The following is a 26966-nucleotide window of genomic DNA, read 5'->3' on the forward strand; positions in this document are numbered from 1 at the left end:
CCATGAGTGACCTTCGCCTCGAAGACACCATATTCGAGGACCTGAAAAAGACCTTCTCCGATATCAGCGATCGCATGGAGACGACCCGCCGCACCCTCCGGGGGGCGGACGCCTCGGCCGTCGGCGAAGGCAAACTCGTCGAGGACGTACAGGATTTCGCCGACGACTGGGGCTACGGCATCAAGCAGCTCGGCAAGCACACCCATGGCGCGGTCAAGATGATCAACAAGATCGGCGAATCGTTCGGCAAACTCGACCTGGATCTCGCCGAGTCACTCAAGGCTTCGAAGAAGAAGGGCGATTGAGGTGGCGGGAAAGCGTCCTGCCTTCCCCCACATAGGCTGGGATCCGACGCCGGGAGATGTCGAGGACACCCGGGACCTCGCCAAAAAACTCGGCGGCCTGGCAAGCGAGTTGGGCACTGCGCTCCGCGAGCTGGAGCGGATCGAATGCGGGGCGTGGAAGGGCAAGACCGCCCTTGCCTTCACCGAGTACATCGGAGAAGACGTCACCCCTCTGATCCGCAAGAGTCACGACTCCTTCGACAAGGCGTCGCACGCCCTGCATCGGTGGGCCGGAGAACTCAAGGAGTTCCAGGAGGAGGCTGACCGGCTCGAGAAGTCCGCAGGTGAGAAGCTCGAAGCCAGGGAGAAGGCCGAACAGAAGGCCGAAGGCAAGGGCAGCGAGGAACTCGGCAAAGCCTCCGGCGCGGTGGACGAGGTCACCAACAAGGTCCACGACCTCGAAGACCGCTACAAGCAGGCCGCCGGAAAGATCAGCAAGGAGCTCGACAAGGCCGGCGACATCGCCCCGGACGAGCCCGGGTTCTGGGACAAGCTCACCAAGGGCGTCGCGGACGCCTGGGACGTCACCGGTCAGTGGATCAAGGACCACGCCGACATGATCAAATTGATCGGCGACCTGCTGAGCGACCTGACCGCGGTACTCGGACTGCTGGCCATCATCACGCTCCCATTTCCACCGCTGGCGGCGATCTTCGGAACGGCCGCACTCATCGGGAGCGGGCTCGCGCTGGCGGCACACGGGCTGGCGAAGGCTGCCGGCGCGGATGTCAGCTGGATGCAGATCGGAATGGACGCGGTCGGCCTGATGCCGGGAATCGGGATGTTCAGCAAAGGCATCAAGGTGGCCGGAGAGACCGCCGATGTCGCCAGGGTTGCCGCGGCCGGGAAGGTAGCCGCGCTCGGCAAGGGGTTCCAGGCCACCGACATCGGAAGCTCACGCATCCTGATGGCCTTCGGCAAGTCCTCGCAAGGCCTCACCGGCGGGCTCGGCAAGGCGGGCCTGGTGAAGATCGGTGGCATGTCCGACCACGTCTACGAGGTCTCGCATGCAACGAGCGGCTTGATGTCCCGGATGGGAGGGCTCGCCAGCGCCGGATATCACGAGGGTCAGTGGGCGGGTTCCAAGGGCCTGAACATGATCCCGGGAGTGAAGATCGACCCGATGGGGGCCGGAATCGCCATCGACGCCGGCCTCAAGATCTTCCCGAAGATCATGCCCATCCACCAGCACATAGGAGAAGCGCTCTTCCCCGGCGACCAGTTCGAGAAGTCCGCTGCGGGCGGTTGAGCGTCGACACCGAGTGGCGGAGCGGACACCATGGAACAGCTCACGGAGATCGTCGTGCAAGGAAGATGCGTGCGGGTATGAATGTCTGGCAACCTGAATCAGGGGAGACTCTCCTCGCCCGCGCTCCGGTCACGTTCGCCACGGGAGCGGCCATGCGCGTCAGAGGCATGCGGTGGTTCCGCGACTTCGAACGCCAGGACATTCAAGGCGAATTGCCCGGCTGGCCCGAGGGTCCGGTGTACGCAGTCCGCTCAACGGGCGGCTCGGCCGCACGGAACACCGTCAAAGGCGCGGCCATCGCTGTCGGGGTCGCCGTCTTGGGTGTCCTCGGTTCCGCGGGAGGGAACGTCAGCGGCACCGCTTTCCCCGACTCCGGCTCCGACACCCCGGACGACCGGGATGACGAGGTGCTGGACTTCCCTGTCATGTGGGCCGCGCCCGGCACGATCGCCCGTACGCTGCCCTGGCAACTCGACCCCGGGCGCTCTGACGAGAAGCACTACCGCACGCACGCGATCGTCACCGACCGCCGACTGGTCGTCGTGGGCCTCCCGTTCCACAAGAAGGACCTGAAGGCCATCGAGGACGAGGTCCTCTGGGAGATTCCGCGGTCGACCGTCAGCCGGGTCGAGCGGAAGGAATTCAAGGACGGGAACGACTTCAAAGTCACCTTCACCGACGGCTCGTGGTGCAGGCTGAGCAGCATCAGGCGGCAGCGTCTGACGCGCTATCTCGTGTCGCCGATCGACCTGATCCGCCAGGATTCCCTCACCCAGGCGCAGCGAGCAGCAGTCGAAGCCTACTCCGCGAGGGTTCAGGCTCCTGACGGCGTCTCCCCCATCATCAGTCGCCCTCCGGGTGGCCACTACCGGGTCGAATACCTTCTGCCGAACAGGCTCGATTCCTTCTTCGGCGCGTCGGAAATCAACATGCTCATGGATTCCGACGGAAAGGAGATTCAAGCTGCGGATTATCGCCCGGAAGACCTGTGACGCCCACCCGCCTGAGCCTCACCAGAACGGCCTGGACCTTCATGCAAACCTCCGCCCATCCTGCAAGCGGGGTCCCCTTGCCCCCAGCCCACGATGAGCCCCCGCCTATCTGGTTCCTCGTACCCGAAGGCTTCTTCGCCCTCCCGCTCGCCGCCACATCCGAAGAACGCGCGGAACGCGCCCAGTCCTTCGTCCGAGAGCTCTACTCCCGTGGCGACGAGAGGCTCTGGGAGCCCGCTGCCCCGTACTACGCGGGGATAGCGGAGCTCATGGCACACACGGGAATCTCCTACTCGGCGATGGGGCTGTTCTCCACGGCTGCTGATGGGGAGGAGGACGGGACCACGACAGGACACGAACTCGCCGACGGTGCCGCCCAATGCGCCTTCACCGTGGCGGCCGTCCCGACCGACCAGTCGGCGCAGGACACCGATGTCGTCGCACAGGGAATCCTCTCCATCCTCTCCGGCGACCCGTACAACGATGCTCGTTGGCTCGATCTGCCGTGCGGTCCCGCAGTCTCCTGCGTGACGCTGCGACAGTTCGAGATCAACCCGGAGTTGACGCCGGACGGGGAGAAGTCGGATCTCCTCACGGGACAGATCCAGGTCCATGTCCCCTTCCCCACCGGCCCGTTCACGGCGGTCTTCACTCTCTTCACCGCGTCCATGGATTACTGGGCCGAGCTCTGCGACCTGCTGGTCGCCATGCTCCGAACGGTGTCCTTCATCGATCCCGCCGGCGACGTCGCCGATGGCACAACATGAACGCGGCCAGTTCGGCCCCGGCCGGGACGGACGCCAGACCGGACGGACGGCGGACGGGCGACGGAACAGCACCGCCCGTGCCCGTCGAAACCGCGTCGGATTCTCTCCGGATGCCGCCGCTCGGTGCACGATCGGCAGGATCCCCGAACCCTCTACGGACGTTCCACAGGCGGCCGGCACGCGAACCCGGCCGGCGTTGGGACGCGCGCCGACGACTCGAAGTCAGTGGTCATAGCGCCTGCTCCCTTTGCGGAACGGGGCGCTCAGGCGCATCGGGGAAGAACCTCCGAGACGTCGCGTACATTCCGTAGTAGGGGTAGAGGCGCGGAATGTCGGCGCCACCCTGACGGGCGATTGTGGCGACCTTTCGGTAAAGGCGGGCTCTGCACCTTACATTCCTGTTGGTCGGATCGAGCAGGCTCCGGCGCCGCGCCAGATACGTCCCCACCAGAGAGGCGCAGACGATCAACGCGTCGACGGCGATGAACGTGATCTGGAACCGGCGCGATTCACCGGATGCGACCAGGTCCCAGAACGGCCAAGCGCCGACCGCGAAAACGAAGAGCGGAATCGCGGCCAGACAGCCGAGAACACTGGCCTTCTCCATGTCCTGGCGCCGCTGGAACAGCATCCAGTGGACGGCCCGGTCATCAAGAAAGTCGAAGCGCACCTCCCGCCCGTACCGCTCCGCAGCTGCCTCCGCGGCGGGGACGGCCGCGATGACCCGCGAAGGAACCACGTCACGAGTGGCCCCCCGGTCGTCGACGAATTGTCCGGGTTTCAGCGCGTAGAAGTCGCCCACGTGTATGTCTCCTTCTCCACTGGGCGCCAGTGCAGCGTGGAACGAGGCTGCACGCATGCTTGGCTGCGGGGCAGGCGAAGGGGCTCTGGACAGACCGAGGGACTGGACTCCCCGTCCGCCGCGAACCTCCAGGGAGCCGAATCAGTTTCTGCACAAACACGTTGCCGAAACGGCGCCCCCGACGGTCGTGCGGGACTCCATCACTGCGTCGCGGCACGGACACGGGTGCGACCGGGCGCAGCGCGCCCCGTCGCACCCGTTGCGGACCGCGTCGTCCCGCTGCTAGCCCTTGACACCCTTGGCCAGCTGATCGTCAAGGTCCTCGTACGCCTTCGCGGCGTCATCGAGGAATTTGGCCATGCCCTTGAGGCCCTCAAGGGTTTCCTTCATGCCCTTGGTGAACTCCTTGAAGGAGTCGTCGAAGGCCTGGGAGCCCTTGGCCGTCGTGTAGCCGTCGGCGACGAGGCCGTCGATGTAGCTGTCGAGGCCGTGGAGCTTGTCCTCCATCTTCTCCTTCTCGTGGCCGAGTCGCTTAGCAGCGTGCCGCATCTTCTCGTAAGTGATGTCCGCGTCTTTGCCGCCGGCCATGTGGCGTCCTCCATGCTTCAACTCGCCGCAGGGCCAACCCCCGTGGCTCCTGATGCGGATGGTGTGATCGTCCGCATTGAGCAAGCAGCTTACTTACGACGCTTGCAGGAGCACACCCCGGTTCTGTCACGAGCCCGCACCAGAGGCGGTGTTCGCCCGGGGCCTCCCTGGTTCCCTCACATGGGCCGTTGCCTGCGGGAAGCGGCGAGCGGCTATCGTCGAGAGCACTGTGGCCCGCGTTCCGGAAGCGGCCAGGGTGTCTGGGGGAGGACGAGCGTGCGGCTGACTCTGACCGTCGTCGACCCGCTCGGCGGCGCCACCGCCGACGTGGTTCTTGATGCGGATCCCGAGTCCTCGGTGGGGGACATCGCCAAGGAGCTGGCGGAACACGTCGGTTACGGCGGTGGTGCGCAGATCATTCCCCTCGGACAGCACCGGGGAGCCGTGGGCGGGGGCGCGCCTCTCGCGTACGTCGACGGGTATCCCGTCGATCCGGCCGCGACCATCGGCACCTCTCCGCTGCGCGAAGGCGCCGTCGTCAGTCTGCACGACCCCGCCGGATGCCTGCCCGGCGAGCCGACCGGGCTCGTCGAACTGCGGGTCGCCGGCGGTCCGGCGGCGGGCGCCGTGCACCGGCTCGGGATCGGCCGCTACGACATCGGCGCCGGAGCGTCGTCGTACCTCCGGATCGGCGACCCCGAACTTCCGCAAAGGGCCCTGACGTTGTCAGTTGCAACCGACGGAAAGTGCCGCGTCGCCGTGCACGGGGACAAGGAGGGCGTCACCCTCGACGGCGGGCCCGTCGAGGAACGCGAGGACGACGAGTGGCCGCTCGGCAGCGAGGTCGCCGTCGGTAACACCCTTCTCCAGCTGGACCGTTACTCGGTCCCCGACGCCGCGCTGAAGTGGTCGGAGGACGGCGCCGGGCTGGACTACAACCGGCCGCCGCGACTGCATCCGCCGGAGCGCGAGACCAAGTTCCGGCTGCCGAGCCCCGTACGGGACTACGAAGCCCGTCCGCTGCCCTGGCTGATGGCCCTGACACCGCTGGTCAGTGCCGTCGTCATGGTGATGGTCTTCGGACGCTGGTACTACATGATCATGGCTCTGCTGAGCCCGCTCATCATGCTGGGCAACTACTTCATGGACAAGAAGCAGGGGCGCAAGTCCCATGCCAAGCAGGTCAAGGAGTACAACGAGCACAAGGCGCGGATCGAGAAGGACGCCCAGGACGCCCTGCTCTCCGAACGGCTCGACCGGCGTCGGGCGATACCCGATCCGGCGACCGTGCTGTCGCTGGGCACCGGGCCGCGCACCCGGCTGTGGGAGCGACGGCGCACCGACGCCGACCATCTGCTGCTGCGGGTCGGCACCGGGCAGCTGCCCTCCGAGGTGGTGCTCGACGACCCGGAGCAGGACGACCACAAGCGTCAGGTCACCTGGACCATCGAGGACGCGCCGGTCGCCCTTCCGCTCGGCGAGCGGGGTGTCGTCGGCATCGCGGGACCCGGCGACTCGGCGCAGGCACTGGGGCGTTGGGCCGTCGCGCAGACCGCGGTGCTGCACAGTCCGCTGGACGTCCAGTTCTACGTCCTGACGGAGAACAGCGGCCGGGAGAGCTGGGACTGGGTGCGCTGGCTGCCGCACAGCCGGCCCGCCGGGGCCCAGGACGCCAACGTCCTCATCGGCACGGACGCCGAGACCGTCGGCGCGCGCATCGGTGAGCTGACCCAGATCCTCGACGCCCGCCAGAAGGCCGCCCGGCAGAACGGCAACAAGGCCTCGTTCAGCGATCCGGACATCATCGTCGTCTGGGACGGTTCCCGGCGGCTGCGGTCCATGCCGGGTGTGGTGCGACTGCTGCGCGAGGGCCCGGCCATGTCCATGTACGCGATCTGTCTGGACGCCGAGGAGCGGTTCCTGCCCGGCGAGTGCCAGGCCATCGTCATCGCGGAGCCCAGGCCCGAGGAGCACAGCTCCGCCCAGCAGCCGGCCCGGACCGCGCCGGCCGCCCCCGGTGGCTTCCCCTCCTTCCACGCCTGGCACGCCACCGAGCCCGACGACTCCGCGGCCGGCGCGCACAAGGCCCTCGAGCTGCGGCTGCGCGTCCAGCAGACGGGCATCGCGCGGGTACGGGACGTACGGCCGGACTTCGTGTCGGCGGCCTGGTGCGGCCGGCTCGCCCGCTCCCTGTCCCCGCTGCGCGACATCAGCGGCGAGACCGAGGACTCGGCGCTCCCCGGCGCCAGCCGGCTGCTCGACGTGCTGCAGCTGGAGCCGCCGACCGGTGACGCGATCAGCGCGCGCTGGCGGATGGGCGGGCAGTCGACGACGGCGGTCATCGGTGAGTCGTACGACGGTCCGTTCGGCATCGACATGCGACGCGACGGCCCGCACGGTCTGATCGCCGGTACGACGGGTTCCGGCAAGTCGGAGCTGCTCCAGACCATCGTGGCGTCGCTGGCCGTGGCCAACACCCCCGAGAACATGACGTTCGTGCTCGTCGACTACAAGGGCGGCTCGGCGTTCAAGGACTGCGTCAAACTCCCGCACACCGTCGGCATGGTGACCGACCTCGACGCCCATCTCGTCGAGCGCGCGCTGGAATCGCTCGGGGCGGAGCTCAAGCGGCGCGAGCACATCCTCGCCGCCGCCGACGCCAAGGACATCGAGGACTACCAGGACCTCGTACGCCGTGATCCCTCGCACGCCTCCGTGCCCCGGCTCCTCATCGTCATCGACGAGTTCGCCTCCATGGTGCGGGACCTGCCGGACTTCGTGACGGGCCTGGTCAACATCGCCCAGCGAGGCCGTTCGCTCGGCATCCATCTGCTGCTCGCCACCCAGCGGCCGAGCGGTGTCGTCTCGCCCGAGATCCGGGCCAACACCAACCTCCGTATCGCACTGCGCGTGACCGACGGCGGCGAGTCCAGCGACGTCATCGACTCCCCCGAGGCCGGGCAAATCTCCAAGAACACACCGGGCCGGGCCTACGTCCGGCTCGGGCACGCCTCGCTCGTGCCGTTCCAGTCGGGCCGCGTCGGTGGCCGCCGGCCCGGTGCCGCCGATCCGACGGCGCTCGCACCCTGGGCGGGACCGCTCGGCTGGGAGGACCTCGGGCGGGCCGCCATGGTCAAGCCGAAGGCCGAGCAGCGCGAGGAGGAGGAGATCACCGACCTCAAGGTCCTGGTCGACGCGGTGCGCGAGGCCAACCGGTCCCTCGGCATCCCGCCCCAGCACAGCCCCTGGCTGCCCGCGCTCTCCGAGACGCTGCTGCTCGACGAGATCCGGCCGCCCGCGTTCTCGGGCGGGCCGGGCAAGCTGCCCCCCGCTCCGTACGGCGTCGAGGACCTGCCCGCCGACCAGGCCCGGCGCCCCGTCGTGGTGGACTTCGCCTCCTTCGGGCATCTGCTCATCGGCGGTGCCCCGCGCAGTGGCCGTTCCCAGATCCTGCGGACGATCGCGGGCTCGCTGGCCCGCACCCACTCGGCGGCCGACGTCCATCTGTACGGCATCGACTGCGGCAACGGCGCACTACACGCGCTGACGCGGCTGCCGCACTGCGGAGCCGTCGTCGGCCGCAACCAGACCGAGCGCGTGGTCCGCCTCATCGCCCGCCTCAAGGGTGAACTCACCCGCAGACAGGATCTGTTGGCGGACAAGGGATTCGCCGACATCGGCGAGCAGCGGGCCGCGGTACCGGAGGACGAAAGGCTTCCGCACATCGTGGTGCTGCTCGACCGGTGGGAGGGCTGGCTGCCGACCCTCGGCGAGTACGACCACGGCGACCTGACCGACCAGCTCACCGCGATGATGCGGGAGGGCGCGAGCGTCGGCCTGCACCTGGTGATGACGGGTGACCGCCAGATCCTCTCCACCCGGATCGGCTCGCTCACCGAGGACAAGTACGGGCTGCGGCTCGCCGACCGCTCCGACTTCTCGCTGATCGGCATCAACGCCCGCAAGATCCCCGAGGAGATCCCGCCCGGCCGCGGCTACCGCAACGAGCACGGCACCGAGACCCAGTTCGCCCTGCTCACCGAGGATTCCACGGGTCAGGGCCAGGCCGCGGCGATCGCGGCGATCGGTGAGGCCGCCGCGGCCCGCGACGCGGAACTGCCGCGTGGCAGGTGCCCGTTCCGGGTCGATGTGCTGCCCACCCGGATCGGCTTCACCGACGCCTGGGAGATGCGCGACCCGGACGCGTCCCGCTCCAAGCTGTGGAGCCTGGTGGGTATCGGCGGCGACGACATCATGGGCTTCGGTCCGGACCTCTCCCAGGGCGTGCCGACGTTCGTCATCGCCGGCCCGGCCAAGTCCGGCCGCAGTACGACCCTGTTGAACATGGCCCGGTCCTATCTGTCCCAGGGCGTCCGTCTGGTCGTCGCCGCGCCCCGCCCGTCGCCGCTGCGCGAACTGGACGGCCAGGACGGCGTGTTGAAGGTATTCGACGAGGACGACATCGAGAGCGACGATCTGCGCGAGGCCATCGACTCGGCGTCGCGCGAGGAGCCGATCGTGGTCCTGGTCGACGACGGCGAGGTCCTGGAGGACTGCGACGCCGAGACGGTCTTCAAGCGGATCGTGCAGCGCGGCGCCGAACGCGGCCTCGGACTGGTCATCGCCGGTGACGAGGAAGACGTGTGCAGCGGATTCTCCGGCTGGCAGGTCGAGATGAAGAAGGGCCGCCGCGGCATCCTGCTGTCTCCGCAGGACTCGTCCGCGGGCGAGCTGATCGGCATCCGGACGAACCGGAGCATGGTCGGCGGGCCGGTCGCACCCGGCAAGGGCCTGCTGCACCTCGGGGACGGGGAGCCGCTGACGGTGACGACGCCGATGTGATCCGACCCGTCGGGCCGGTGGGAGAAGGAAGCGAAGGACGAGGACGCGGCGAAGGGCGAGGGGGGCGGATCCGGTGAGCGGATCGGCGAAGCCGAAGCGGCGGAGGGCCGCGGGAGCGGCGCTGCGCTACGAGCATGTGGGGCAGCGGCCGTCCGCGTGGCGGCGGACGAAGGAGAAGGCGACCTGGAGGGACGCGGGCGCGGGCTGCCTGATCATGCTGGTCGCCCTGGTGGCGATCGCCGGGTTCGCCATGACCGCACACGCCTGGGGGCCCGAGCTGTGGGGGCGGGTCGCCCCCGCCTCACCCGGCGGCGGGTACGGATTCGCGGCCGGTGTCGGCGCCCTGCTGCCGCTCGGGCTCGCCGCCGTGATCGCGACGCTCACGCGGATGAAGTGGAGGGCGAGCCCTCTCCGATCGCTCGGCTGGGTGATCGCCTCCCTGCCCGGCGTCGCGACCTGCGCCCTCTGGGCGCAGGTCGTGTTCGCGGCCGCGCGCCCCAAGCACCGACGCGACTGGAACGGCAGTTGCCACAGCAAGGGCGAAGCGTGCTGGGTCCACCAGGAGTACCCCTGGGTCTGGGCGGTCGGCCTGCTCTCGACGGCGCTCGTCGCCGCGGCGCTGATCGCCGCGGCCGTCAAGATCACGAACGCCCGCGAGAAGAACCGGCCCAGCTGAGCGCGTGAGCCTCCGCGCTCCTGAGCCCGCACCTCGCACCCCCGCACCCCCGCATCCGGCCTGTCCCTCGGACCGGCTCCCGCGGACCGGCACCAGGCTCCTCTAGTCGACCTTCGTCATCCTGGCCACCGGATCCCCCGCCTCGGCGTTGTCCGTGTCGTAGGTGAGGGAGCTGCCGACGGGAGTCAGCCGTACCTCGTGCCGGCCCTTGGTGCAGACGTCACGGTTGGACTCCTCGGCCACGCTCGTGGCCACGAGCTGCTTCTTCGTGACCTTCTTGAGGATGAGGACGTCGTCGCAGATGCCGCCGATCTGGTCGGTCTGCCGGAAGGTGCCCAACTCCTCGCCCACGGCGGCCTGGTGGACGGTGACGCGGAAGGTTCCCATGGGAAGGGTGCCGTTGAGGCCGAGGCCGTCGCCCTCCCAGGTGCCGAGGTAGGAGGCCGGGATCACGGACGGCTGCCCGCCCGGGTCGGAAGCGCTCGCCGAGGAACGCGGCGCGGAGGGACTCGCCGTGGAACCCGGTCCGGGGGCGCTCGCGCTCGCCGACGGGTCCGCGTCGGGAGAGCTCTGGCTCGCCGTGGCCGACGGACGTTCGCCCGACGCGCTGCCCTGGTCCTTCGTGTCGCCGCCGCCCGGCAGCAGGTCGAAGAGGAACGCCGAGCCCACGGTCGCCGCCGCCAGCGCCCCGGCGACCGCCAGCGCGACCGTGCAACTCATCCTGCGGCCACGCCCGTCGGCCCCGGGCGCGGAGGTCGCGGCGACGCTGACGGAGACCTTGCCCGGACGGTCGTACGGCTGCTGACCCGGCGCTCCCTCGCGGTGTACCGCGTCCTGGGGTTCGGCGGCCCGGCTCTCACGCTGTCCGGGTACGTACGTGGGCATCGGAGGCGGAGGCGGCCCGAAGCCCTGCGGAGCCGGACCGAACCCGCCGGCCGAGCCGGGCGCCGCGGAGTCCGCGCCCGACCCCGGGCCTCCGAAGCCCGCACCCGCCCCTGATCCAGCGAAGCTCCCGCCCGGCGCCGACGCGCCGGCCGCCCCATCGGGCCCGGGCGCTCCGGCCGCCCCGCCGGGTGTCACCGCTCCGGACCCGGAGCCACTCGCGGCACCCGGCCCGGAGTCCACCGAGGAGCTGCTGAAGCCCACCGGCCCGGAGGGCGCGACCTCCGCGGCCCCGGTCGCCTCAAGGTTCAGCAGCTGTACGGCACTTCGGCTCACCTGCTCGACCAGGGAGCCCGGCAGCCACCCCGCCGACACCAGCCGGGCGGCGCCCTGCGGTGCGAGCCGGACCGCCACCTCGCCAGGAGTGGGCCGCGCCGCGGGTTCCTTGGCCAGGCAGGCGGCCACCAGCTCGCGCAACTCGCCCTCCAGGGAGTCGAGTCGCGGCTCCTCGTGCACCACCTTGTAGAGGAGGGAGGCGGAGGAGTCGCCGGGGAAGGGGGGCTCACCGGTCGCGGCGTAGGCGAGGACCGCGCCGAGTGAGAAGACGTCCGCGGCTCCCGTGACGCCCTTGCCGAGGATCTGCTCGGGGGACATGTAACCGGGGGAGCCGACCGAGACTCCCGTCGAGGTCAGGGAGGCGGTGCCGTCCGTGGCCCGGGCGATGCCGAAGTCGATCAGGAGCGGGCCGTCGAGAGTGAGCAGCACGTTGGAGGGTTTGACGTCGCGGTGGACGAGGCCCAGCGCGTGGACCGCCGCGAGCGCCTCGGCGAGCCCGGCGCCGAGGACGCGCGCGGAGTGGACCGGAAGCGGTCCGCCGTCCGCGACGGCGCTCGTCAGTGAGGGACCCGCCGCGTAGCCGGTGGCGACCCAGGGGACCGGCGCCTCCGGGTCCGCGTCCAGGACGGGGGCCGTCCACGCGCCTCCCACCCGCCGCGCGGCGTCGACCTCGCGGCGGAAGCGGGCACGGAACTCCTCGTCGAGCGCGAAGTGCGGATGCACGATCTTGACCGCGACCGTCCGCCCGCCCGCGCTGCGTCCCAGATACACGCGCCCCATGCCGCCGGAGCCCAGCCGGCCGAGCAGCCGGTAGGGCCCCACGACCGTGGGTTCGTCGACTCCGAGCGGCTGCATGGCACCCACGGCTCACCCCTCCCCCGTACCTACTGCCCAGCAGCGTAGTGCCGTGCGCGCCCTGGACCCCGAAACTATCGGCACCGTGACGGTCGGCGCCTCACGGCTGGAGGAGCCGTACGTTCACGTCGGCCGGGAACCCGGTGGTGGAGCCGACCCGGCGCGCGAACTCCCGTACGGCTGCCAGCTGCGGGCCGCCGAAGCGGAAGTCGAGCGTCGTGAAGTACCGCTCCAGGACGGCCTCGTCGAAGGCCTCCCACCGGGCCGCCTGCTCGGCGACCTTGGAGACCTCGTCGAGGGAGAGGTCCCGGGAGGCGAGGAAGGCCTGGTGGACCTTGCGGGTGACGAGCGGCTCGCGCTCCAGGTAGTCGCGCCGGGCCGCCCACACGGCGAAGACGAACGGCAGGCCCGTCCACTCCTTCCACAGGGTGCCGAGGTCGTGCACCTGGAGACCGAACTTCGGCCCGTCGAGGAGGTTCGCGCGCAGCGCCGCGTCACCGATGAGGACGGCGGCGTCGGCCTCCTGCATCATCAGGCTCAGGTCGGGCGGACACGTGTAGTACGAGGGCTGGACACCGACCTTCTCGGCCAGCAGCAGCTGCGCGAGCCGCACGGAGGTGCGCGAGGTCGAGCCGAGGGCGACGCGGGCGCCGTCCAGCTGGTCGAGGGGGACCTGGGAGACGATCACGCAGGACATCACGGGACCGTCGCAGCCGACCGCGATGTCCGGGAAGGCGACCAGGTCGTCGGCGTGCTTGAGGAACTCGACGAGCGTGATGGGCCCGATGTCGAGATCCCCTCGCACCAGTTGCTCGCTGAGCTTCTCCGGGGTGTCCTTGGTGAGCTCGAAGTCGAGGAGCGTGCCCGTTCTCGCGAGCCCCCAGTACAGGGGCAGGCAGTTCAGGAACTGGATGTGGCCGACGCGCGGCCGGGTGCGAGAATTGTCCACATCGCGAGGCTAGACCCCATGCGGCACGGTGCGGGCTCCAGGGTGGGCGCGTGCTGGTGGAAACCATCGGGAACCCCCGTGTCAACCTCTGTGACACCCCGAAGTCAACGCATGTCAGACCCCTCGCCCGTACGGGCTGATCTTCCGGATGCCGTGATCTTTCCCTCTATTGCTTTCGGGTGCCTGCGTGCTAGGCTCGCCGCAAGTTGCAGTTTGGTTTCCCTTGCAGTACAGAGCCTGCGGAGCATGTGACCGCGGGCTCTTGTCGTTTTCAGACGTATGCAGTTGTTTACACAATCGCAGGTTCTGGAGCAGGGCAACCCTTTGGGCCCAAGGAGGGCTTATGGCTACCGGAACCGTGAAGTGGTTCAACGCCGAAAAGGGCTTTGGTTTCATTGCCCAGGAAGGCGGCGGCCCGGACGTCTTCGTCCACTACTCCGCGATCAACGCGAACGGTTTCCGTTCGCTCGAAGAGAACCAGTCGGTTTCCTTCGACGTCACGCAGGGTCCGAAGGGCCCGCAGGCGGAGAACGTCACTCCGCTCTAAGCCTTCGGCTCCATGAGCCCAAAGCTTTGATCCGGAACGGATAGCAGTACCCAAGGAGCCCCGCGCCAGCCGGTCGTGGGGCTCCTGCCTTTGCTCCGGCGCCCCGTCCGCCTTCCCGGGTTCGCCGCCTCCGCCCGCTCCCTGGCCTTCCCGCGCTCCCCGCCCTTCCGCGCACCCGTCACACGTGCTGCATCACGAGCACGAACGTCGTCGCGGGTTCCAGCGCCTCGTACGCGTGCGGCACATCGCCCCGGTACGCCATGTAGTCACCGGGACCGAGCTCGACCTCCTCGCCGCGCGGGCCCGCCTTCAACCGCCCCGCACCCACGATCAGATGCTCCACACTCCCTGGAATGTGCGCCTCCGATTCCCGCGCCGCACCCGGTTCCACCCGCAGGTGGTAGATGTCGCGCCGGGCTCCCGGCGGACTCGCGGAGAGCAGCGTCGCCGCGTACTCCGCCTGCTCCGAGTGGACGGTCGGCCCCTCCCCCGCGCGGATCACCTGGACGGCCGGGGTCGGCGGCTCGACCAGCGCGCTGAACGGTACGCCCAGCGCGACACCCAGGGCCCAGAGCGTCTCCATGCTCGGATTGCCGCTCGCCGCTTCCAACTGGGACAGCGTGGACTTCGCGATCCCGGCGCGCTTGGCCAGCTCGGACAGGGAGAGGCCGGCCCGCGCGCGTTCGCGGCGCAGGGAGGCGGCGATCCAGTCGAGGGGGAGTCGGGCCGGCGGGGTGCCGGAGCCGTCATCGGTCATGTCGTTCTCTCCATCGGTACGATCGTTCGCCTTGACGAACGAGGTGTTTGCTGTTCATTGTAGAGAACATGCGTTCGCTGCTCCGAACACCACACCCGTCGCACGACCCTCGTCTGCTGCGGGACGTGGCCCTCGTCTGTCTCGCCGGCGGGATCGTCGGCGTCTCCTTCGGGACCATCGCCGTCGCGGGAGGGCTCCCGCTGTGGTTGCCGGTGGTGATGTCGCTGCTGGTGTACGCGGGCTCCGCCCAGTTCAGCGCCGTCGGGATACTCCTCGCCGGGGGCGGGCCGTTCGCCGCGGCGGCCACCGGGCTGCTGCTCAACACCCGCACGGCCGCCTTCAGTCTGGCCGTCGCCGACGTCATCGGGCGGGGCCGCGTCACCCGCTGGATCGGCGCCCACCTCGTGACCGACGAGACGGTCGCCTTCACCCTCGCCCAGCCGGACCCCGCCCGCCGCCGGGCCGCCTTCTGGATCTCGGGGCTCGGCCTCTACGCGTCGTGGAACCTGTGCGTCCTTCTCGGCGCCCTCGCCGGGGGCGCGCTGGGCGACACCGGACGCTACGGACTCGACGCCGCGTTTCCCGCGGTGCTCGTGGCACTGGTGCTGCCCGCGCTGCGCGGGGACCGCGGCGTACGACGCGCCGCACTCGCCGGAGCCGCGGCGGCACTGGCGCTGACGCCCTTCGTCCCGGTGGGGGTGCCCGTACTGATGGCCCTCACCGGACTGCTGTTCCTGGGCGGGAGGACGGCATGAGCGGCACGGCACCGGCCCTGGCCGCCGTCCTCGTCCTGGCCGTCGGGACGTACGCCTTCCGGCTGGCCGGGCCCCTGCTGCACGGGCGGGTCGAACTCTCCGCCCGGGTCCGGAGGTTGCTGTCCGCGGGAGCCGTGGTCCTCCTCGTCGCGCTGCTCGCCACGGGCGCGCTCACCGAGGCCCGCGGCTTCGCGGGGTGGGCCCGGCCCGCCGGGGTGCTGGCGGGCGGAGTACTGGCCTGGCGGAGGGCCCCGTTCGTGGTGGTGGTGCTGGGAGCCGCGGCCACCACGGCGGGGCTGCGCATGGCCGGGGTCGGCTAGTGCTGTGACCGCATGGGTTCGCCGGGTACCGCGCCCAGCATGGGTAGATCGCCCACAACTACCCGATCACTTGCCGAAACGCCCTCATCGGCCGTGCTGACATCCCCGAGTGGCCCCTTGTCACTTTCGCCAGAACAGGTGGTGGGTCACGCCGCTCGGGCTGGGCACGATCTCGAGGTGGAACCGGTCGAGCAGTTCCTCGGGGGAATTCCACAGTCGTGCTCCCGATCCGAGCTTCACCGGTGAGACCGCGATGTGCATGGTGTCGACGAGGTCGGCGTCGAGGAACTGCCGGATGGTGGTGGCCCCGCCGCCGAGTCGGACGTCCTTGCCCTGCGCTGCGTCCCGTGCCTGTTCGAGGACCGTGGCCGGGTCTGCGTCGACGAAGTGGAACGTGGTGTCGGAGAGCGCGAACGAAGGACGCTCGTGGTGGGTCATGACGAACACCGGGGTGTGAAACGGGGGCTCGTCACCCCACCAGCCGCGCCACTCATGGTCGTGCCAGGGCCCTCGTTGGGGCCCGAACTTGTTGCGGCCCATGATCTCGGCGCCGATGTTGCGGGCGTAGTCGCGCGTGAAGTAGTCGTCGAGGCCGCGGCTTCCGCCGGCGTCCGTGCGAAGGTTCCAGCTCGCCGTGGCGACGGCCCAGGCGAGCAAGTCCCCAGGGTCGGCGTGGCCGAACGGTCGCTCCAGGCTCTGGTGCTCACCGGCGCCGAATCCGTCGCGCGAGATGCCGAAGTTCTGGACTCTCAGTAGCTGAGCCACGTGTTCCTCCTGTGTTGCCGACAACGGTGGTGAGACTCTCCGGGCCGGGAGAACTCATCGCCGCGTCCGTGACCGGTCAGAATCTGGGCTACCTGGTGTCCCGCCCTGTGAGGTTCGCGGTTTCGGTCAGGCTGCCTGGTCGGTCAGCCTCCTGACCCTGACCGGCTCCGCCGTTCCCGCCTCCCGGCACCGTGCCTGAACATCACCGGATATCCAAGCGCGCCACACCCGGCAGGCCACCGGCAACCCGGTGAACCCATGCGGTCACAGCACTGGGCATGTCGTCCGGAGCGGCCCGGTCCGCGGCGCCGCGCACCGGCGCTACGTCGCGTACAGGGCCTCTATCTCCTTGCTGAAGTCCTTCTCTATCGCCGCGCGCCGCAGCTTCATGGAGGGGGTGAGGTGCCCGGCCTCCTCGGTGAAGTCGACGGGCAGGACGGTGAAGCGGCGGATGGACTCGGGGCGCGAGACGAGCCTGTTGGCCTCGTCGATCGCCCGCTGCAGGATGGCCAGCAACTCGGGGTCGTCCATGATGAGTTCGGCGGGAACGGCGTGCTTGCCGTTCATCCGGCGCCAGTGCGTGATGCCCTCGGGGTCGAGGGTCACGAGGGCGGAGACGAACGGGCGGCGGTCGCCGAGGACGATGCACTGGGCGATCAGCGGATGAGAGCGGAGCCAGTCCTGCATGGGGGCCGGCGCGACATTCTTGCCGCCCGCGGTGATCAGGATCTCCTTCTTGCGGCCGGTGATGGCGAGATAGCCGCCGTCGTCCAGTTCGCCGATGTCGCCGGTCGCGAACCAGCCGTCGGGCGCGGCGTCGACGACTCCGCCCGCGTGCGGGTCCCAGTAGCCGCGGAAGACCTGTCCGCCGCACAGCAGCACCTCCCCGTCGGCGGCGATCCGCACCCGGGTGCCCGGCAGGGGCAGGCCCACCGTGCCGAGGCGCGGCTTCTGCGGGGGCGTGACGGTCGCGGCGGCCGTGGTCTCCGTCAGGCCGTACCCCTCGAAGATCTCGATCCCGGCGCCCGCGTAGAAGGCGGCGAGCCGGCGGCCGAGCGGGGAGCCGCCGCAGATGGCGTGGCGGACCCTGCCGCCGAGGGCGTTGCGGATGCGGCGGTAGACGAGGGGGTCGTAGAGGGCTCGGGCCGCGCGCAGGCCCCGGCTCGGGCCGGGACCGGTGCCGTGCTGCTTCGCCTCGAGGGCCTCGCCGTACTTCTGGGCGATCCGCGCGGCCCGGTCGAAGGAGGAGCCGCGTCCCATCCGTTCGGCCGTGGCGCGGCCGGTGTTGAAGACCTTCTCCAGGACGTACGGGATGGCCAGCAGGAAGGTCGGCTGGAAGGAGGCCAGGTCCGCGAGCAGTTCCTCGGTCTGGAGGCTCGGGGCGTGTCCGAGTTTCACCCGCGCGCGCAGACAGGCCACGGCGACCATGCGGCCGAAGACGTGAGAGAGGGGGAGGAAGAGAAGGGTGGAGGCGGGCTCCCGGCTGCGGGCCTTGAAGATCGGGTAGAGCAGTTCCACGGCGTTGTCGATCTCGGTGAAGAAGTTGCCGTGGGTCAGGACGCAGCCCTTGGGGCGGCCGGTGGTGCCCGAGGTGTAGATGAGGGTGGCGACCGTGTCCGGGCCCAGCACCCCGCGTCGTACGGCCACTTCCTGGTCCGGGACGTCACGGCCGAGTTCCGCGAGGCGCTCCACATGGCCCTTCTCGAAGACCCACATGTGGCGGAGGTCGGGGAGGCGCTCGCGCTCCGGGCCGAGCGTCGCGGCCTGTGCCACGGACTCGACGGCGAGCGCGACGGCCCCCGAGTCCTGGAGGATCCAGCGGGTCTGGAAGGGCGAGGAGGTCGGGTAGACGGGCACGGTGACCAGGCCGGCGGCCCAGGCGGCGAAGTCGAGGAGTGTCCACTCGTACGTCGTCCGGGCCATGATGGCGATCCGGTCGCCCGGCACGAACCCCTCCGCGATCAGCCCCTTGGCCACCGCCAGCACCTGATCGGCGAACTCGGCGGCGCTCACGTCCGTCCAGCCGCCGTCCGGCGCCTTCCGGCTGAGGACCGCCTCGCGGGGGGCCGCGGCCGCGTTGTCGAACGGGATGTCCGCGAGGGAACCGTGCGTCACCTGCCCCACGATCGGCGGTACCGCGACCTCGCGCACGACGCCGTCCAGCCGCCTGATCTCGGGCTCCGGGAGCGGAGGGGCGGAGTCGAGGGAGTACGGGCTGGACACGAGGCGGCTCCTTGTCGGCCGGATGCCGAGGCGGGTGCAAGGCGTGTGCGGGCTCGGAGGAGCACGGGGCACGCATCCTCATACGGCCCTGGAGAGTGGGGGGTTCAGGGGTCTCGGCAACCCGGTGAGACGGGGATCCTACGGCTCGGGAGTGTGGGGTTTGTGACGCTTTGGGGCGGGCGAGGTGCGGGTTACCCGGGGTAGCTGTGCCCCCTCGCGCGCCCGCCACCCGGCTCCGCCCGCCCACGAAAGCGACGCTTCGGGACCCTTCACGGGAGGCCCGTCCCCGGGAGGCCGTAGCAACCCGTCTCGACCGCCCCTCCACCCTGACATACCCTTACCCCGGGTAACTTACTCCAGAGTAAAGATATGTCCGAGCTGGGAGCTGGACCATGGCCGACCGCTGCCCGAGCTTCGCCGGCACCATGCCCGGTCGATTTCCGCCCCTGCGGCCCGGACTTCCGCAGTCCGCGGCACCGGACCGCCGCTCGGCCGAACGGCCCTCACGGGAGGGCGAGTTGCCGCACCCCACGGCCGGGCCGGCCGGAATGCGCCGCACGCTCCCGCCCCCTTGACGCCGCACTCCCCCGTCCCGCCCGCAGCCGCACCCTCTCCCACCCGCCTGGAGACCCCGATGCGCACTCAGCCTCCCGTCCGCCCCGAGCCCCGGACCCGGACCCTCGCCGCTCCCCCGTCCCTCGCCCCGCTGCTGGCCCGCGGTGCCCTGCTCTCCCCCTTCAAGCGCCCCCGCCCGGACGCCCCGGTCCCCGCCACCCGGCTCGTCCTCTCCGGCGTACGGGTCGACCTCGCCCACCTCGCCGCGTACGAGCGGGTGTGCGGGTTCGCGACCGGCGCGGACGTCCTGCCGGTCACGTATCCGCATGTCCTCGCCTTTCCGCTGGCCATGCGGATCATGGCGGGGTCCGCGTTCCCGCTGCCGCTGCTCGGGCTGGTGCACACGTCGATCGAGATCACCCAGCACCAGGAGCCCGCGGCGACCGCCGCGTACGAACTCGCCGCACTGGTCGAGGGATTGGCGCCGCACCGGAGGGGCACCGAGGCGACCGTGCTGACCGAGGCGCGGACCCACGGCAGACTCGTGTGGGAGTCGAGAAGCACCTACCTCGCCCGGCACCGCTCCCGGGAGGAAGCCCCGCGGACCGCCGCACCGAAGGAGCGGACGCCACTGCCCGCCGTCGCCGAGTGGAGCCTCGCCCAGGACATCGGCCGTCGCTACGGCGCCGTCTCCGGGGACCGCAACCCCATCCATCTGCACCCCCTCACCGCCCGCCTCTTCGGCTTCCCGCGCGCCATCGCGCACGGCATGTGGACCGTCGCCCGCTGCCTCGCCGAGTACGGGCCGCGGGAAGCGGTGGGCGTGCGGGCCGAGTTCAGGGTGCCGGTACTGCTCCCCGGGACGGTGACGTACGCCGTGCGAGGCACCTCGTTCGAGCTCCGGGCGGGCGAGCGGGTCCATCTGACGGGCGACGTACGGCCGATCCGCCCCCGGAGCGAGTGAACTGAAGCGGCACGGGCCCACTGCGGACGGTCGTCCGCCGGGCCGCGCGCGGCGGCGCCAGGTCCCTCTACCGTGTGGGCCGCGAGAAGGTCGCGCCGACCCTGCGCCGCTGGGGCCGGGCCTGACCGCGCCCGACGCGGACGGGAGGCCGTCCGGCGGAGGGTCAGACCTCCGCGGCGGGCTGGGGCGGGATCTCCGGGGCGCCCATGAGCGGCGGCGACCACGGCCGCCCCTGCATCAGCGTGCCGAGTCCCGCCCAGGCGAAGTTCATCAGGGTGGCGGCGGCCTGCCGGGCCGAGACACCCGGGGTGGTGTTGGCCCACGCGGCGAGGGACTCGGCCGCGCCGACCAGTGCCTCCGCGAGCCCGGCGACCTCCCGCGCGGGCAGCGACGGGTCACGGTGCGCCTCACGCGCGGCGACGACGATCAACTGCGTGACGAACTGGACCAGTTCCTCGCGCATCGCGAAGACCTCGGCCGCGAAGGGCTCACCGTGTGTGCGGGCCTGGAGATGCAGGACGGCCCAGCCGTCCGGGTTCTCGGCGGTGTGGGTGAAGAACGCCCGCAGCCCTTCCCAGAGTTGCCGGTCGGCGGGCAGTCCGTGCCGGACACCGGCGCGGACGGCGGCGGTGAGCGCCTCGGCCTCACGCCGGATGCACGCCGTGAACAGGTCTTCCTTCGAGTTCAGGTACAGATACACCAACGGCTTGGACACGCCCGCCAGTTCGGCGATCTCGTCCATCGACGCGGCCCGGTACCCACGCTGCCCGAAGGTCCGTACGGCCGCGTCCAGCATCTGCTGTTCGCGTACCGCGCGCGGCATCCGCTTGTTCTTCACAGCACCCATGCGGCCAAGCCTACGATCGGCTGGAGCCGGGCCGGACGCACAGCGGCGTCAGGAGACCCGGCTCCGGGTGCGCGGGAGTGTCAGGAGGCCTGGCTCGGGGTGCCGTGGGCGGCCTCGTCGACGACGACGTCCTCCTGGTTGCGGTTGCGCTCCAGGTTGGCCTTGGCACGGTCCACCCGGGCGACGACCTGGGCCGAGGCGCGGTCGCGCTCTCCCCGCAGGACGACGAAGCTGATCGGCGCGGAGATCACCAAGGACAGCAGGACGACCCACATGTAGTTGGAGTCGCCCAGGCCGCGCGGGGCGATGCCCGAGTAGACGAGGCCCCAGACGACCACGAGGCAGCCCACGAAGATCCCAAGGCGCATCAGTGTGTAGCGGAGCATCTCAATCCACTCTTCCGTTCCGAACGTTCCCAAAGGGCCCCGTCCAGTGAAGCACGACGGGAGGGCGATCTTGCAGGGGGTCCTCAGTCGCGGAGTGCGAGGGGCAGCAGCATCGTGATGTCGTCCCGCTCGTCGCCGGGTGCGACGCGGATCGCGCCGGGCACCCGTCCGACCTCCTTGTAGCCGCAGGAGGCGTAGAAGCGCTCCAGCCCCTCCCCGCCCCGGCAGGTCAGCCGGATCGCCTCGATGCCGTCGAGGCGGCCCGCGGCGTCCTCGGTCGCGGCGAGCAGGTCCCGGCCGTACCCCTCGCCCTGGTGCCGGGGGTGCACCATCACGGTGTACAGCCAGACCCAGTGCTTCATCAGCCGGTGGGTGTTGTGGGTGAGGAAGGCGGTCGCGGCGACCTCACCGTCCTCGTCCCGGCCGACCAGCAGCCGGGTGCGGCCCTCCGTCATGGCGACGAAGTGCTTCACGAGTTCGGGGCGCACGTCGCCGGCGGTCACCGGCGGCACGAAGCCGACGGAACCGCCCGCGTTCGAGACGTCCACCCACAGGGCGACCACACCGTCCCGGAGCTCGGGGGTGACCGCCGGGTCCCGTTCGAAGACCAGCGCCATGTCAGAGCCGCATGGGCTGCGGCGACTCGCGGCGCGCCGGGTCCGGACCGTCGTACTCGCGGATGATCTCGTACCGCGTGTTGCGCTCGACGGGGCGGAAGCCGGCGTCGCGGATCAGGTCGAGGAGGTCCTCGCGGGTCAGCTTGTTCGGGGTGCCGTAGTTGTCGGCGTCGTGCGTGATCTTGTACTCGACGACCGAGCCGTCCATGTCGTCGGCGCCGTGCTGGAGCGCGAGCTGGGCGGTCTGGACGCCGTGCATGACCCAGAAGACCTTGACGTGCGGCACGTTGTCGAAGAGCAGCCGGGAGACCGCGAAGGTCTTCAGGGCCTCGGCACCGGTCGCCATCTGGGTGCGCGCCTGGAGACGGTTCCTGACCTTGCCGTCCTTCATGTCCACGAAGTCGTGCTGGTAGCGCAGCGGGATGAAGACCTGGAAGCCGCCGGTCTCGTCCTGGAGTTCACGCAGCCGCAGCACGTGGTCGACCCGGTGCCGGGGCTCCTCGATGTGCCCGTACAGCATCGTGCACGGGGTCTTGAGACCCTTCTCGTGCGCGAGACGGTGGATGCGCGACCAGTCCTCCCAGTGGGTGCGGTGGTCGACGATGTGCTGGCGGACCTCCCAGTCGAAGATCTCCGCGCCGCCGCCGGTCAGCGACTCCAGCCCGGCCTCGATCAGCTCGTCGAGGATCTCCGAGGCGGACAGCCCCGAGATCGTCTCGAAGTGGTGGATCTCGGTGGCCGTGAACGCCTTCAGCGAGACGTCCGGGAGTGCCTTCTTCAGCTCGCTGAGCGAACGCGGGTAGTAGCGCCACGGCAGGTTCGGGTGCAGGCCGTTGACGATGTGCAGCTCGGTGAGGTTCTCGCCCTCCATCGCCTTGGCGAGCTTGACCGCCTCCTCGATACGCATCGTGTACGCGTCCTTCTCGCCCGGCTTGCGCTGGAACGAGCAGTACGCACAGGACGCGGTGCACACGTTCGTCATGTTGAGGTGACGGTTGACGTTGAAGTGGACGACGTCGCCGTTCTTCCTCATGCGCACCTCGTGCGCGAGCCCGCCGAGCCAGGCCAGGTCGTCCGACTCGTACAGCGCGATGCCGTCCTCGCGGGTGAGCCGCTCACCGGCCCGGACCTTGTCCTCCAGCTCGCGCTTGAGCCCGACATCCATGCGATTACCTCTCCCTGTGACGAACGCTGCCAACCGTACTCCCCCGCCTTTCCGGCGAAGGGCCCCCACCAGGGGCTTCGCGCCTACTCCTCCTCGGGCAGCTCTCCGACCCGGTTCTCCCACTTCGTGGAGAGCACGATCGTCGTACGGGTACGGGAGACGCCCTTGGTGCCCGACAGGCGCCGGATGGTCTTCTCCAGACCGTCGACGTCGCTCGACCGCACCTTGAGCATGAACGAGTCGTCGCCCGCGATGAACCAGCAGTCCTCGATCTCGCTGAGGTCGCGCAGACGCCGGGCCACGTCCTCGTGGTCGGCGGCGTCGGAGAGCGAGATGCCGATCAGGGCGGTGACGCCGAGGCCGAGCGAGGCCGAGTCGACCGTCGCGCGGTACCCGGTGATGACGCCGGCCGCCTCCAGCCGGTTGATGCGGTCGGTGACGCTGGGTCCCGACAGACCGACGAGGCGTCCCAGCTCCGCGTAGGAGGCCCGGCCGTTCTCCCTCAGGGCCTGGATGAGCTGCCTGTCCACCGCGTCCATGCGATCGAAGCCTTCCACTGAAAAGGTCTGAGAGGTGTTGAGAGGTCCAAAGGTCCTGAACTGCTGATGGTGCCCGGTGCTTCCGGCGCGTCCCTCAGGTGGTGTCGCCCCGGGAACCGCCCCCGAGTTCGCCCTTCCACCGGCGGTACAGCCCGTGTTCGACGCCCGCCGCGTCGAGGACCCGCCCGGCGACGAAGTCCACCAGGTCCTGGATGTGCGTGGCGCCCGCGTAGAACGCCGGCGAGGCGGGCAGCACGGTCGCGCCCGCGTCGTCCAGGGAGACCAGGTGACGCAGTGTCTGCCCGTTCAGCGGGGTCTCCCGCACGGCGACGACCAGCTTGCGCCCCTCCTTGAGCGTGACGCTCGCGGCACGCTGCAACAGGTCCTTGGAGAGGCCGAGGGCGACTCCGGCGACACAGGCGGTGGACGCGGGCACGATGAGCATGCCCTTGGCCGGGTACGAGCCCGACGAGGGCCCCGCCGCCAGGTCGCCCGCGCTCCAGTGCCGTACGCCGTCGAGATGCTCCTCGAAGGTGTCGAAGGTGCCGGGCTTGCCGTCGGCGCCGCGCGCCAGCCACTCGCGCAGGTCGTCCCGCCAGTGGGCGTCGCGGAACGGGAGGCCGGTCTCGTCGAGCAGCGTGAGCCGCGAGGCCCTGCTGACGACCAGGTCGACGCTCTCCCCCGCTTCCAGCAGCGAACGCAGCACCGCGGCCGCATACGGCGTACCGGACGCGCCGGACACCCCCACGATCCAAGGCCGGCGCTGCGTCTGTCCTGGCTTCATGATGTCGAGCCTATCCGGCCACCGCCCGGATTCAGACCGTGAGCCCGCGCACCAGCAGATCCAGCAGGGCGCAGACGAACAAAGCGATGCCGATGAAGCCGTTGACTTGGAAGAACGCCCTGTTCAGGCGCGTCAGGTCGTGCGGCTTCACGATGGAGTGCTCGTAGAGGAAGGCGCCCGCGACGATCACCAGGCCGAGCCAGAAGAAGGCACCCGCGCCGGTGGTCACCCCGTACCAGACGAAGAGCGCCGTCGTCACCGCGTGGCAGGCCCGCGCGCCCCGGATCGCGGCCGGGATGCCGAAGCGCGCCGGAACCGACATCACGCCGATCTCGCGGTCGGTCTCGACGTCCTGGCAGGCGTAGATCAGGTCGAAGCCACCGATCCAGACGCCGACCGCGAGACCGAGGACGACGGCGTCCCAGGACCAGGTGCCGGTGACGGCGATCCAGGCGCCGATCGGGCCCATCGCCTGGGCGAGACCCAGGATGGCCTGCGGGAAGTTCGTGAACCGCTTGCCGTACGGGTAGACGACCATCGGGATGACCGCGATGGGCGCCAGCGCCAGGCACAGCGGGTTGAGCAGGGCCGCCGCGGCGAGGAAGACCACCAGGGCGACCAGCGCGCCCGTCCAGGCGTGCCTCACGCTCATCGCGCCGGTGACCAGTTCACGATGGGCCGTACGGGGGTTGCGGGCGTCGATCTCGCGGTCGATGATCCGGTTCGCCGCCATGGCGAAGGTGCGCAGGCCCACCATCGCGACGGTGACGAGGAGCAGCTTTCCCCAGTGGATGTTCTTGTCCCACGCGAACATCGCCGTCAGCGCCGCGATGTACGCGAAGGGGAGCGCGAACACCGAGTGCTCGATCATGACGAGACGCAGGAACGCCTTGGTGCGGCCCGGCTGCGGAAGCGCCGCGGAAGCTGAACTCACAGCCCGTACTCCTTCCAACGGCGGTCGACCTTCGCCGCCGTCTGCGGGTCGGACAGCACCATCTCGGGCCAGCCGCCGTCCCGGGTGTAGCCCTCCTCGGGCCACTTCTTCGTCGCGTCGATGCCCGCCTTGCCGCCCCAGAACTGCTGGTAGGAGGCGTGGTCGAGGTGGTCGACCGGGCCTTCGACGACGGTGAGGTCACGTCCGTAGTCCGTGTTGCCGAGCGCGCGCCAGGCGACCTCGTGCAGATCGTGGACGTCGCAGTCGGAGTCGACGACCACGATGAGCTTCGTCAGGGACATCATGTGGGCGCCCCAGATGGCGTGCATGACCTTCTGGGCGTGCTTGGGGTACTTCTTGTCGATCGCGACGATCGCGCAGTTGTGGAAACCGCCCGCCTCCGGCAGGTGGTAGTCCACGATGTCCGGCACGATGATCTTCAGCAGGGGCAGGAAGAACCGCTCCGTCGCCCGGCCGAGGGGCCCGTCCTCCGTCGGAGGCCGTCCCACCACGATCGACTGGAGCAGCGGTCGCCTGCGCGTCGTCACGCAGTCGATGGTCAGCGCCGGGAACGGCTCCTGCGGGGTGTAGAACCCGGTGTGGTCGCCGAACGGTCCCTCGGGCAGCATCTCGCCCGGCTCCAGCCAGCCTTCGATGACGACCTCGGCGTTCGCGGGCACCTGGAGCGGCACCGTCTTGCAGTCGACCATCTCGATCCGCTTGCCCTGGAGGAACCCCGCGAAGAGGTACTCGTCGATGTCACCGGGCAGCGGGGCGGTGGAGGCGTATGTCACGGCGGGCGGGCACCCGAAGGCGATCGCCACCGGCAGCCGCTCGCCCCTGCGGGCCGCCACCTGGTAGTGGTTCCGGCTGTCCTTGTGGATCTGCCAGTGCATGCCGATGGTGCGCTTGTCGTGACGCTGGAGCCGGTACAGACCGAGATTGCGGATGCCGGACTCGGGGTCCTTGGTGTGGGTGAGCCCGAGGTTGAAGAAGGAGCCGCCGTCCTCGGGCCAGGTGAACAGGGCGGGCAGGGCGTCGAGGTCGACGTCGTCGCCGCGCAGCACCACCTCCTGCACCGGCGCGTCCTTGACCTTCTTCGGCGGAACGTGCGCCATCGCGCCGAGCTTCCCGAAGGCCTCGCGCACACCCACGAAGCCGTGCGGCAGCTCCGGCCTGAGCAGTCCGCCGATCTTCTCGGAGATCTCGGCGTACGACTTCAGCCCGAGGGCCTTCAGCAGGCGCCGGTCGGTGCCGAAGACGTTCATCGCGAGCGGCATCGCCGACCCGCGCACGTTCTCGAAGAGCAGCGCGGGCCCGCCAGCCTTCTGCACCCGGTCGACGATCTCCCCGACCTCCAGGTACGGATCCACCTCGGCCTTGATGCGCTTGAGGTCTCCCTCGCGCTCCAGCGCCCTCAGCAGGGAGCGAAGATCGTCGTAAGCCATGTGTCCAAGTATCGGCCACCCGCTAACCTGTGCCCGTCACCGGGGCCCCGTGCCGCCCCGCCGTCGCTCACTGGGGGA

The 26966-nt window shown here is 70.1% G+C and carries 25 protein-coding genes; 10 read left to right on the plus strand and 15 right to left on the minus strand.

Annotation, left to right across the window (positions count from 1 at the left end; genetic code table 11):
* The first annotated feature begins 2 nt into the window (after window positions 1–2).
* The 4 genes from ACWD68_RS28855 to ACWD68_RS28870 all read left to right on the plus strand — a co-directional run bounded on the left by ACWD68_RS28855 (window position 3) and on the right by ACWD68_RS28870 (window position 3352).
* A complete protein-coding gene (locus ACWD68_RS28855; RefSeq protein ID WP_451809381.1) occupies window positions 3–305 on the plus strand; it encodes a hypothetical protein in 303 nt (100 codons plus the stop codon).
* 1 nt (window position 306) lies between these two features.
* Window positions 307–1593, plus strand: coding sequence for an enoyl-CoA hydratase/isomerase family protein (locus ACWD68_RS28860; protein WP_451809382.1), 1287 nt, complete (start codon window positions 307–309; stop codon window positions 1591–1593).
* A 77-nt stretch (window positions 1594–1670) separates the two neighbouring features.
* Complete coding sequence (locus tag ACWD68_RS28865) at window positions 1671–2585, plus strand: hypothetical protein (RefSeq protein WP_451809383.1); 915 nt, start codon at window positions 1671–1673, stop codon at window positions 2583–2585.
* A gap of 77 nt (window positions 2586–2662) precedes the next feature.
* On the plus strand, window positions 2663–3352 hold the full coding sequence (locus tag ACWD68_RS28870) for a hypothetical protein (RefSeq protein WP_451809384.1): 690 nt from the start codon (window positions 2663–2665) through the stop codon (window positions 3350–3352).
* Window positions 3353–3581: 229 nt separating this feature from the next.
* Here the strand turns inward: ACWD68_RS28870 and ACWD68_RS28875 are convergent, their stop codons facing one another.
* Window positions 3582–4154 (minus strand): hypothetical protein, encoded by a 573-nt coding sequence (locus ACWD68_RS28875; protein WP_451809385.1) that lies wholly within the window; start codon window positions 4152–4154, stop codon window positions 3582–3584.
* 282 nt (window positions 4155–4436) lie between these two features.
* Window positions 4437–4742 carry a WXG100 family type VII secretion target gene (locus tag ACWD68_RS28880; protein ID WP_451809386.1) on the minus strand — a complete coding sequence of 102 codons (306 nt, stop codon included), beginning with the start codon at window positions 4740–4742 and terminating at the stop codon, window positions 4437–4439.
* A gap of 276 nt (window positions 4743–5018) precedes the next feature.
* Here ACWD68_RS28880 and ACWD68_RS28885 point away from each other — a divergent pair, with 276 nt between their 5' ends.
* Both ACWD68_RS28885 and ACWD68_RS28890 read left to right on the plus strand, forming a co-directional pair.
* Window positions 5019–9584: an FtsK/SpoIIIE domain-containing protein gene (locus ACWD68_RS28885; protein ID WP_451809387.1), complete on the plus strand. Its 4566-nt coding sequence runs from the start codon at window positions 5019–5021 to the stop codon at window positions 9582–9584.
* 73 nt (window positions 9585–9657) lie between these two features.
* A complete protein-coding gene (locus tag ACWD68_RS28890) occupies window positions 9658–10260 on the plus strand; it encodes a hypothetical protein (protein ID WP_451809388.1) in 603 nt (200 codons plus the stop codon).
* Window positions 10261–10362: 102 nt separating this feature from the next.
* Here ACWD68_RS28890 and ACWD68_RS28895 read toward each other — a convergent pair whose 3' ends face one another.
* Window positions 10363–12333 (minus strand): serine/threonine-protein kinase, encoded by a 1971-nt coding sequence (locus ACWD68_RS28895; protein WP_451809433.1) that lies wholly within the window; start codon window positions 12331–12333, stop codon window positions 10363–10365.
* A gap of 100 nt (window positions 12334–12433) precedes the next feature.
* Window positions 12434–13282: a menaquinone biosynthetic enzyme MqnA/MqnD family protein gene (locus ACWD68_RS28900; RefSeq protein ID WP_451809389.1), complete on the minus strand. Its 849-nt coding sequence runs from the start codon at window positions 13280–13282 to the stop codon at window positions 12434–12436.
* Window positions 13283–13625: 343 nt separating this feature from the next.
* Here ACWD68_RS28900 and ACWD68_RS28905 point away from each other — a divergent pair, with 343 nt between their 5' ends.
* A complete protein-coding gene (locus tag ACWD68_RS28905; protein WP_037627265.1) occupies window positions 13626–13829 on the plus strand; it encodes a cold-shock protein in 204 nt (67 codons plus the stop codon).
* 178 nt (window positions 13830–14007) lie between these two features.
* On the opposite strand, the gene ACWD68_RS28910 is transcribed toward ACWD68_RS28905, so the two are convergent.
* The gene (locus ACWD68_RS28910) at window positions 14008–14586 is read right to left on the minus strand and encodes a helix-turn-helix domain-containing protein (protein WP_451809390.1); all 579 of its coding nucleotides are present in this window, start codon (window positions 14584–14586) and stop codon (window positions 14008–14010) included.
* Window positions 14587–14654: 68 nt separating this feature from the next.
* Here ACWD68_RS28910 and ACWD68_RS28915 point away from each other — a divergent pair, with 68 nt between their 5' ends.
* Both ACWD68_RS28915 and ACWD68_RS28920 read left to right on the plus strand, forming a co-directional pair.
* The gene (locus tag ACWD68_RS28915) at window positions 14655–15341 is read left to right on the plus strand and encodes an AzlC family ABC transporter permease (protein WP_451809391.1); all 687 of its coding nucleotides are present in this window, start codon (window positions 14655–14657) and stop codon (window positions 15339–15341) included.
* Window positions 15338–15661 (plus strand): AzlD domain-containing protein, encoded by a 324-nt coding sequence (locus ACWD68_RS28920; RefSeq protein ID WP_451809392.1) that lies wholly within the window; start codon window positions 15338–15340, stop codon window positions 15659–15661. The genes ACWD68_RS28915 and ACWD68_RS28920 overlap by 4 nt, the downstream gene beginning before the upstream one ends.
* Window positions 15662–15781: 120 nt before the next feature.
* Here the strand turns inward: ACWD68_RS28920 and ACWD68_RS28925 are convergent, their stop codons facing one another.
* Window positions 15782–16426, minus strand: coding sequence for a dihydrofolate reductase family protein (locus ACWD68_RS28925; protein ID WP_451809393.1), 645 nt, complete (start codon window positions 16424–16426; stop codon window positions 15782–15784).
* A gap of 321 nt (window positions 16427–16747) precedes the next feature.
* Window positions 16748–18649: an AMP-dependent synthetase/ligase gene (locus tag ACWD68_RS28930; RefSeq protein ID WP_451809394.1), complete on the minus strand. Its 1902-nt coding sequence runs from the start codon at window positions 18647–18649 to the stop codon at window positions 16748–16750.
* A gap of 634 nt (window positions 18650–19283) precedes the next feature.
* Between ACWD68_RS28930 and ACWD68_RS28935 the strand changes: the two genes are divergently transcribed.
* Window positions 19284–20168 carry a MaoC family dehydratase gene (locus ACWD68_RS28935; protein WP_451809395.1) on the plus strand — a complete coding sequence of 295 codons (885 nt, stop codon included), beginning with the start codon at window positions 19284–19286 and terminating at the stop codon, window positions 20166–20168.
* 163 nt (window positions 20169–20331) lie between these two features.
* On the opposite strand, the gene ACWD68_RS28940 is transcribed toward ACWD68_RS28935, so the two are convergent.
* The 8 genes from ACWD68_RS28940 to ACWD68_RS28975 form a co-directional block, all read right to left on the minus strand.
* Window positions 20332–21015 carry a TetR/AcrR family transcriptional regulator gene (locus tag ACWD68_RS28940; protein ID WP_451809396.1) on the minus strand — a complete coding sequence of 228 codons (684 nt, stop codon included), beginning with the start codon at window positions 21013–21015 and terminating at the stop codon, window positions 20332–20334.
* Between the two features lie 80 nt (window positions 21016–21095).
* Window positions 21096–21401, minus strand: a complete 306-nt coding sequence (locus ACWD68_RS28945; RefSeq protein ID WP_451809397.1) for a DUF4229 domain-containing protein — start codon at window positions 21399–21401, stop codon at window positions 21096–21098.
* Window positions 21402–21484: 83 nt separating this feature from the next.
* On the minus strand, window positions 21485–22018 hold the full coding sequence (locus tag ACWD68_RS28950; RefSeq protein ID WP_451809398.1) for an N-acetyltransferase family protein: 534 nt from the start codon (window positions 22016–22018) through the stop codon (window positions 21485–21487).
* A gap of 1 nt (window position 22019) precedes the next feature.
* Window positions 22020–23183, minus strand: a complete 1164-nt coding sequence (mqnE, locus tag ACWD68_RS28955) for an aminofutalosine synthase MqnE (RefSeq protein ID WP_451809399.1) — start codon at window positions 23181–23183, stop codon at window positions 22020–22022.
* An 83-nt stretch (window positions 23184–23266) separates the two neighbouring features.
* Window positions 23267–23722 carry an Lrp/AsnC family transcriptional regulator gene (locus ACWD68_RS28960; RefSeq protein WP_266761447.1) on the minus strand — a complete coding sequence of 152 codons (456 nt, stop codon included), beginning with the start codon at window positions 23720–23722 and terminating at the stop codon, window positions 23267–23269.
* A gap of 94 nt (window positions 23723–23816) precedes the next feature.
* Complete coding sequence (locus tag ACWD68_RS28965) at window positions 23817–24506, minus strand: UbiX family flavin prenyltransferase (RefSeq protein WP_451809400.1); 690 nt, start codon at window positions 24504–24506, stop codon at window positions 23817–23819.
* 31 nt (window positions 24507–24537) lie between these two features.
* Window positions 24538–25440 (minus strand): menaquinone biosynthesis prenyltransferase MqnP, encoded by a 903-nt coding sequence (gene mqnP / locus ACWD68_RS28970; RefSeq protein WP_451809401.1) that lies wholly within the window; start codon window positions 25438–25440, stop codon window positions 24538–24540.
* A complete protein-coding gene (locus ACWD68_RS28975) occupies window positions 25437–26888 on the minus strand; it encodes a menaquinone biosynthesis decarboxylase (protein WP_451809402.1) in 1452 nt (483 codons plus the stop codon). The genes mqnP and ACWD68_RS28975 overlap by 4 nt, the downstream gene beginning before the upstream one ends.
* Window positions 26889–26966: the final 78 nt, after the last annotated feature.

It is taken from the genome of Streptomyces sp. NPDC005141, from assembly GCF_053599975.1.

Excerpts from the sequence above, each read along its gene's own strand:
- ACWD68_RS28855 (WP_451809381.1), top strand. The coding sequence starts at position 3 with ATGAGTGACCTTCGCCTCGAAGACACCATATTCGAGGACCTGAAAAAG.
- ACWD68_RS28915 (WP_451809391.1), top strand. The coding sequence starts at position 14,655 with ATGCGTTCGCTGCTCCGAACACCACACCCGTCGCACGACCCTCGTCTG.
- ACWD68_RS28905 (WP_037627265.1), top strand. The coding sequence starts at position 13,626 with ATGGCTACCGGAACCGTGAAGTGGTTCAACGCCGAAAAGGGCTTTGGT.
- ACWD68_RS28965 (WP_451809400.1), bottom strand. The coding sequence starts at position 24,506 with ATGAAGCCAGGACAGACGCAGCGCCGGCCTTGGATCGTGGGGGTGTCC.
- ACWD68_RS28945 (WP_451809397.1), bottom strand. The coding sequence starts at position 21,401 with ATGCTCCGCTACACACTGATGCGCCTTGGGATCTTCGTGGGCTGCCTC.
- ACWD68_RS28960 (WP_266761447.1), bottom strand. The coding sequence starts at position 23,722 with ATGGACGCGGTGGACAGGCAGCTCATCCAGGCCCTGAGGGAGAACGGC.
- ACWD68_RS28895 (WP_451809433.1), bottom strand. The coding sequence starts at position 12,333 with ATGCAGCCGCTCGGAGTCGACGAACCCACGGTCGTGGGGCCCTACCGG.
- ACWD68_RS28920 (WP_451809392.1), top strand. The coding sequence starts at position 15,338 with ATGAGCGGCACGGCACCGGCCCTGGCCGCCGTCCTCGTCCTGGCCGTC.
- ACWD68_RS28935 (WP_451809395.1), top strand. The coding sequence starts at position 19,284 with ATGCGCACTCAGCCTCCCGTCCGCCCCGAGCCCCGGACCCGGACCCTC.
- ACWD68_RS28910 (WP_451809390.1), bottom strand. The coding sequence starts at position 14,586 with ATGACCGATGACGGCTCCGGCACCCCGCCGGCCCGACTCCCCCTCGAC.
- mqnE (WP_451809399.1), bottom strand. The coding sequence starts at position 23,183 with ATGGATGTCGGGCTCAAGCGCGAGCTGGAGGACAAGGTCCGGGCCGGT.
- ACWD68_RS28940 (WP_451809396.1), bottom strand. The coding sequence starts at position 21,015 with ATGGGTGCTGTGAAGAACAAGCGGATGCCGCGCGCGGTACGCGAACAG.
- ACWD68_RS28950 (WP_451809398.1), bottom strand. The coding sequence starts at position 22,018 with ATGGCGCTGGTCTTCGAACGGGACCCGGCGGTCACCCCCGAGCTCCGG.
- ACWD68_RS28865 (WP_451809383.1), top strand. The coding sequence starts at position 1,671 with ATGAATGTCTGGCAACCTGAATCAGGGGAGACTCTCCTCGCCCGCGCT.
- ACWD68_RS28880 (WP_451809386.1), bottom strand. The coding sequence starts at position 4,742 with ATGGCCGGCGGCAAAGACGCGGACATCACTTACGAGAAGATGCGGCAC.
- ACWD68_RS28975 (WP_451809402.1), bottom strand. The coding sequence starts at position 26,888 with ATGGCTTACGACGATCTTCGCTCCCTGCTGAGGGCGCTGGAGCGCGAG.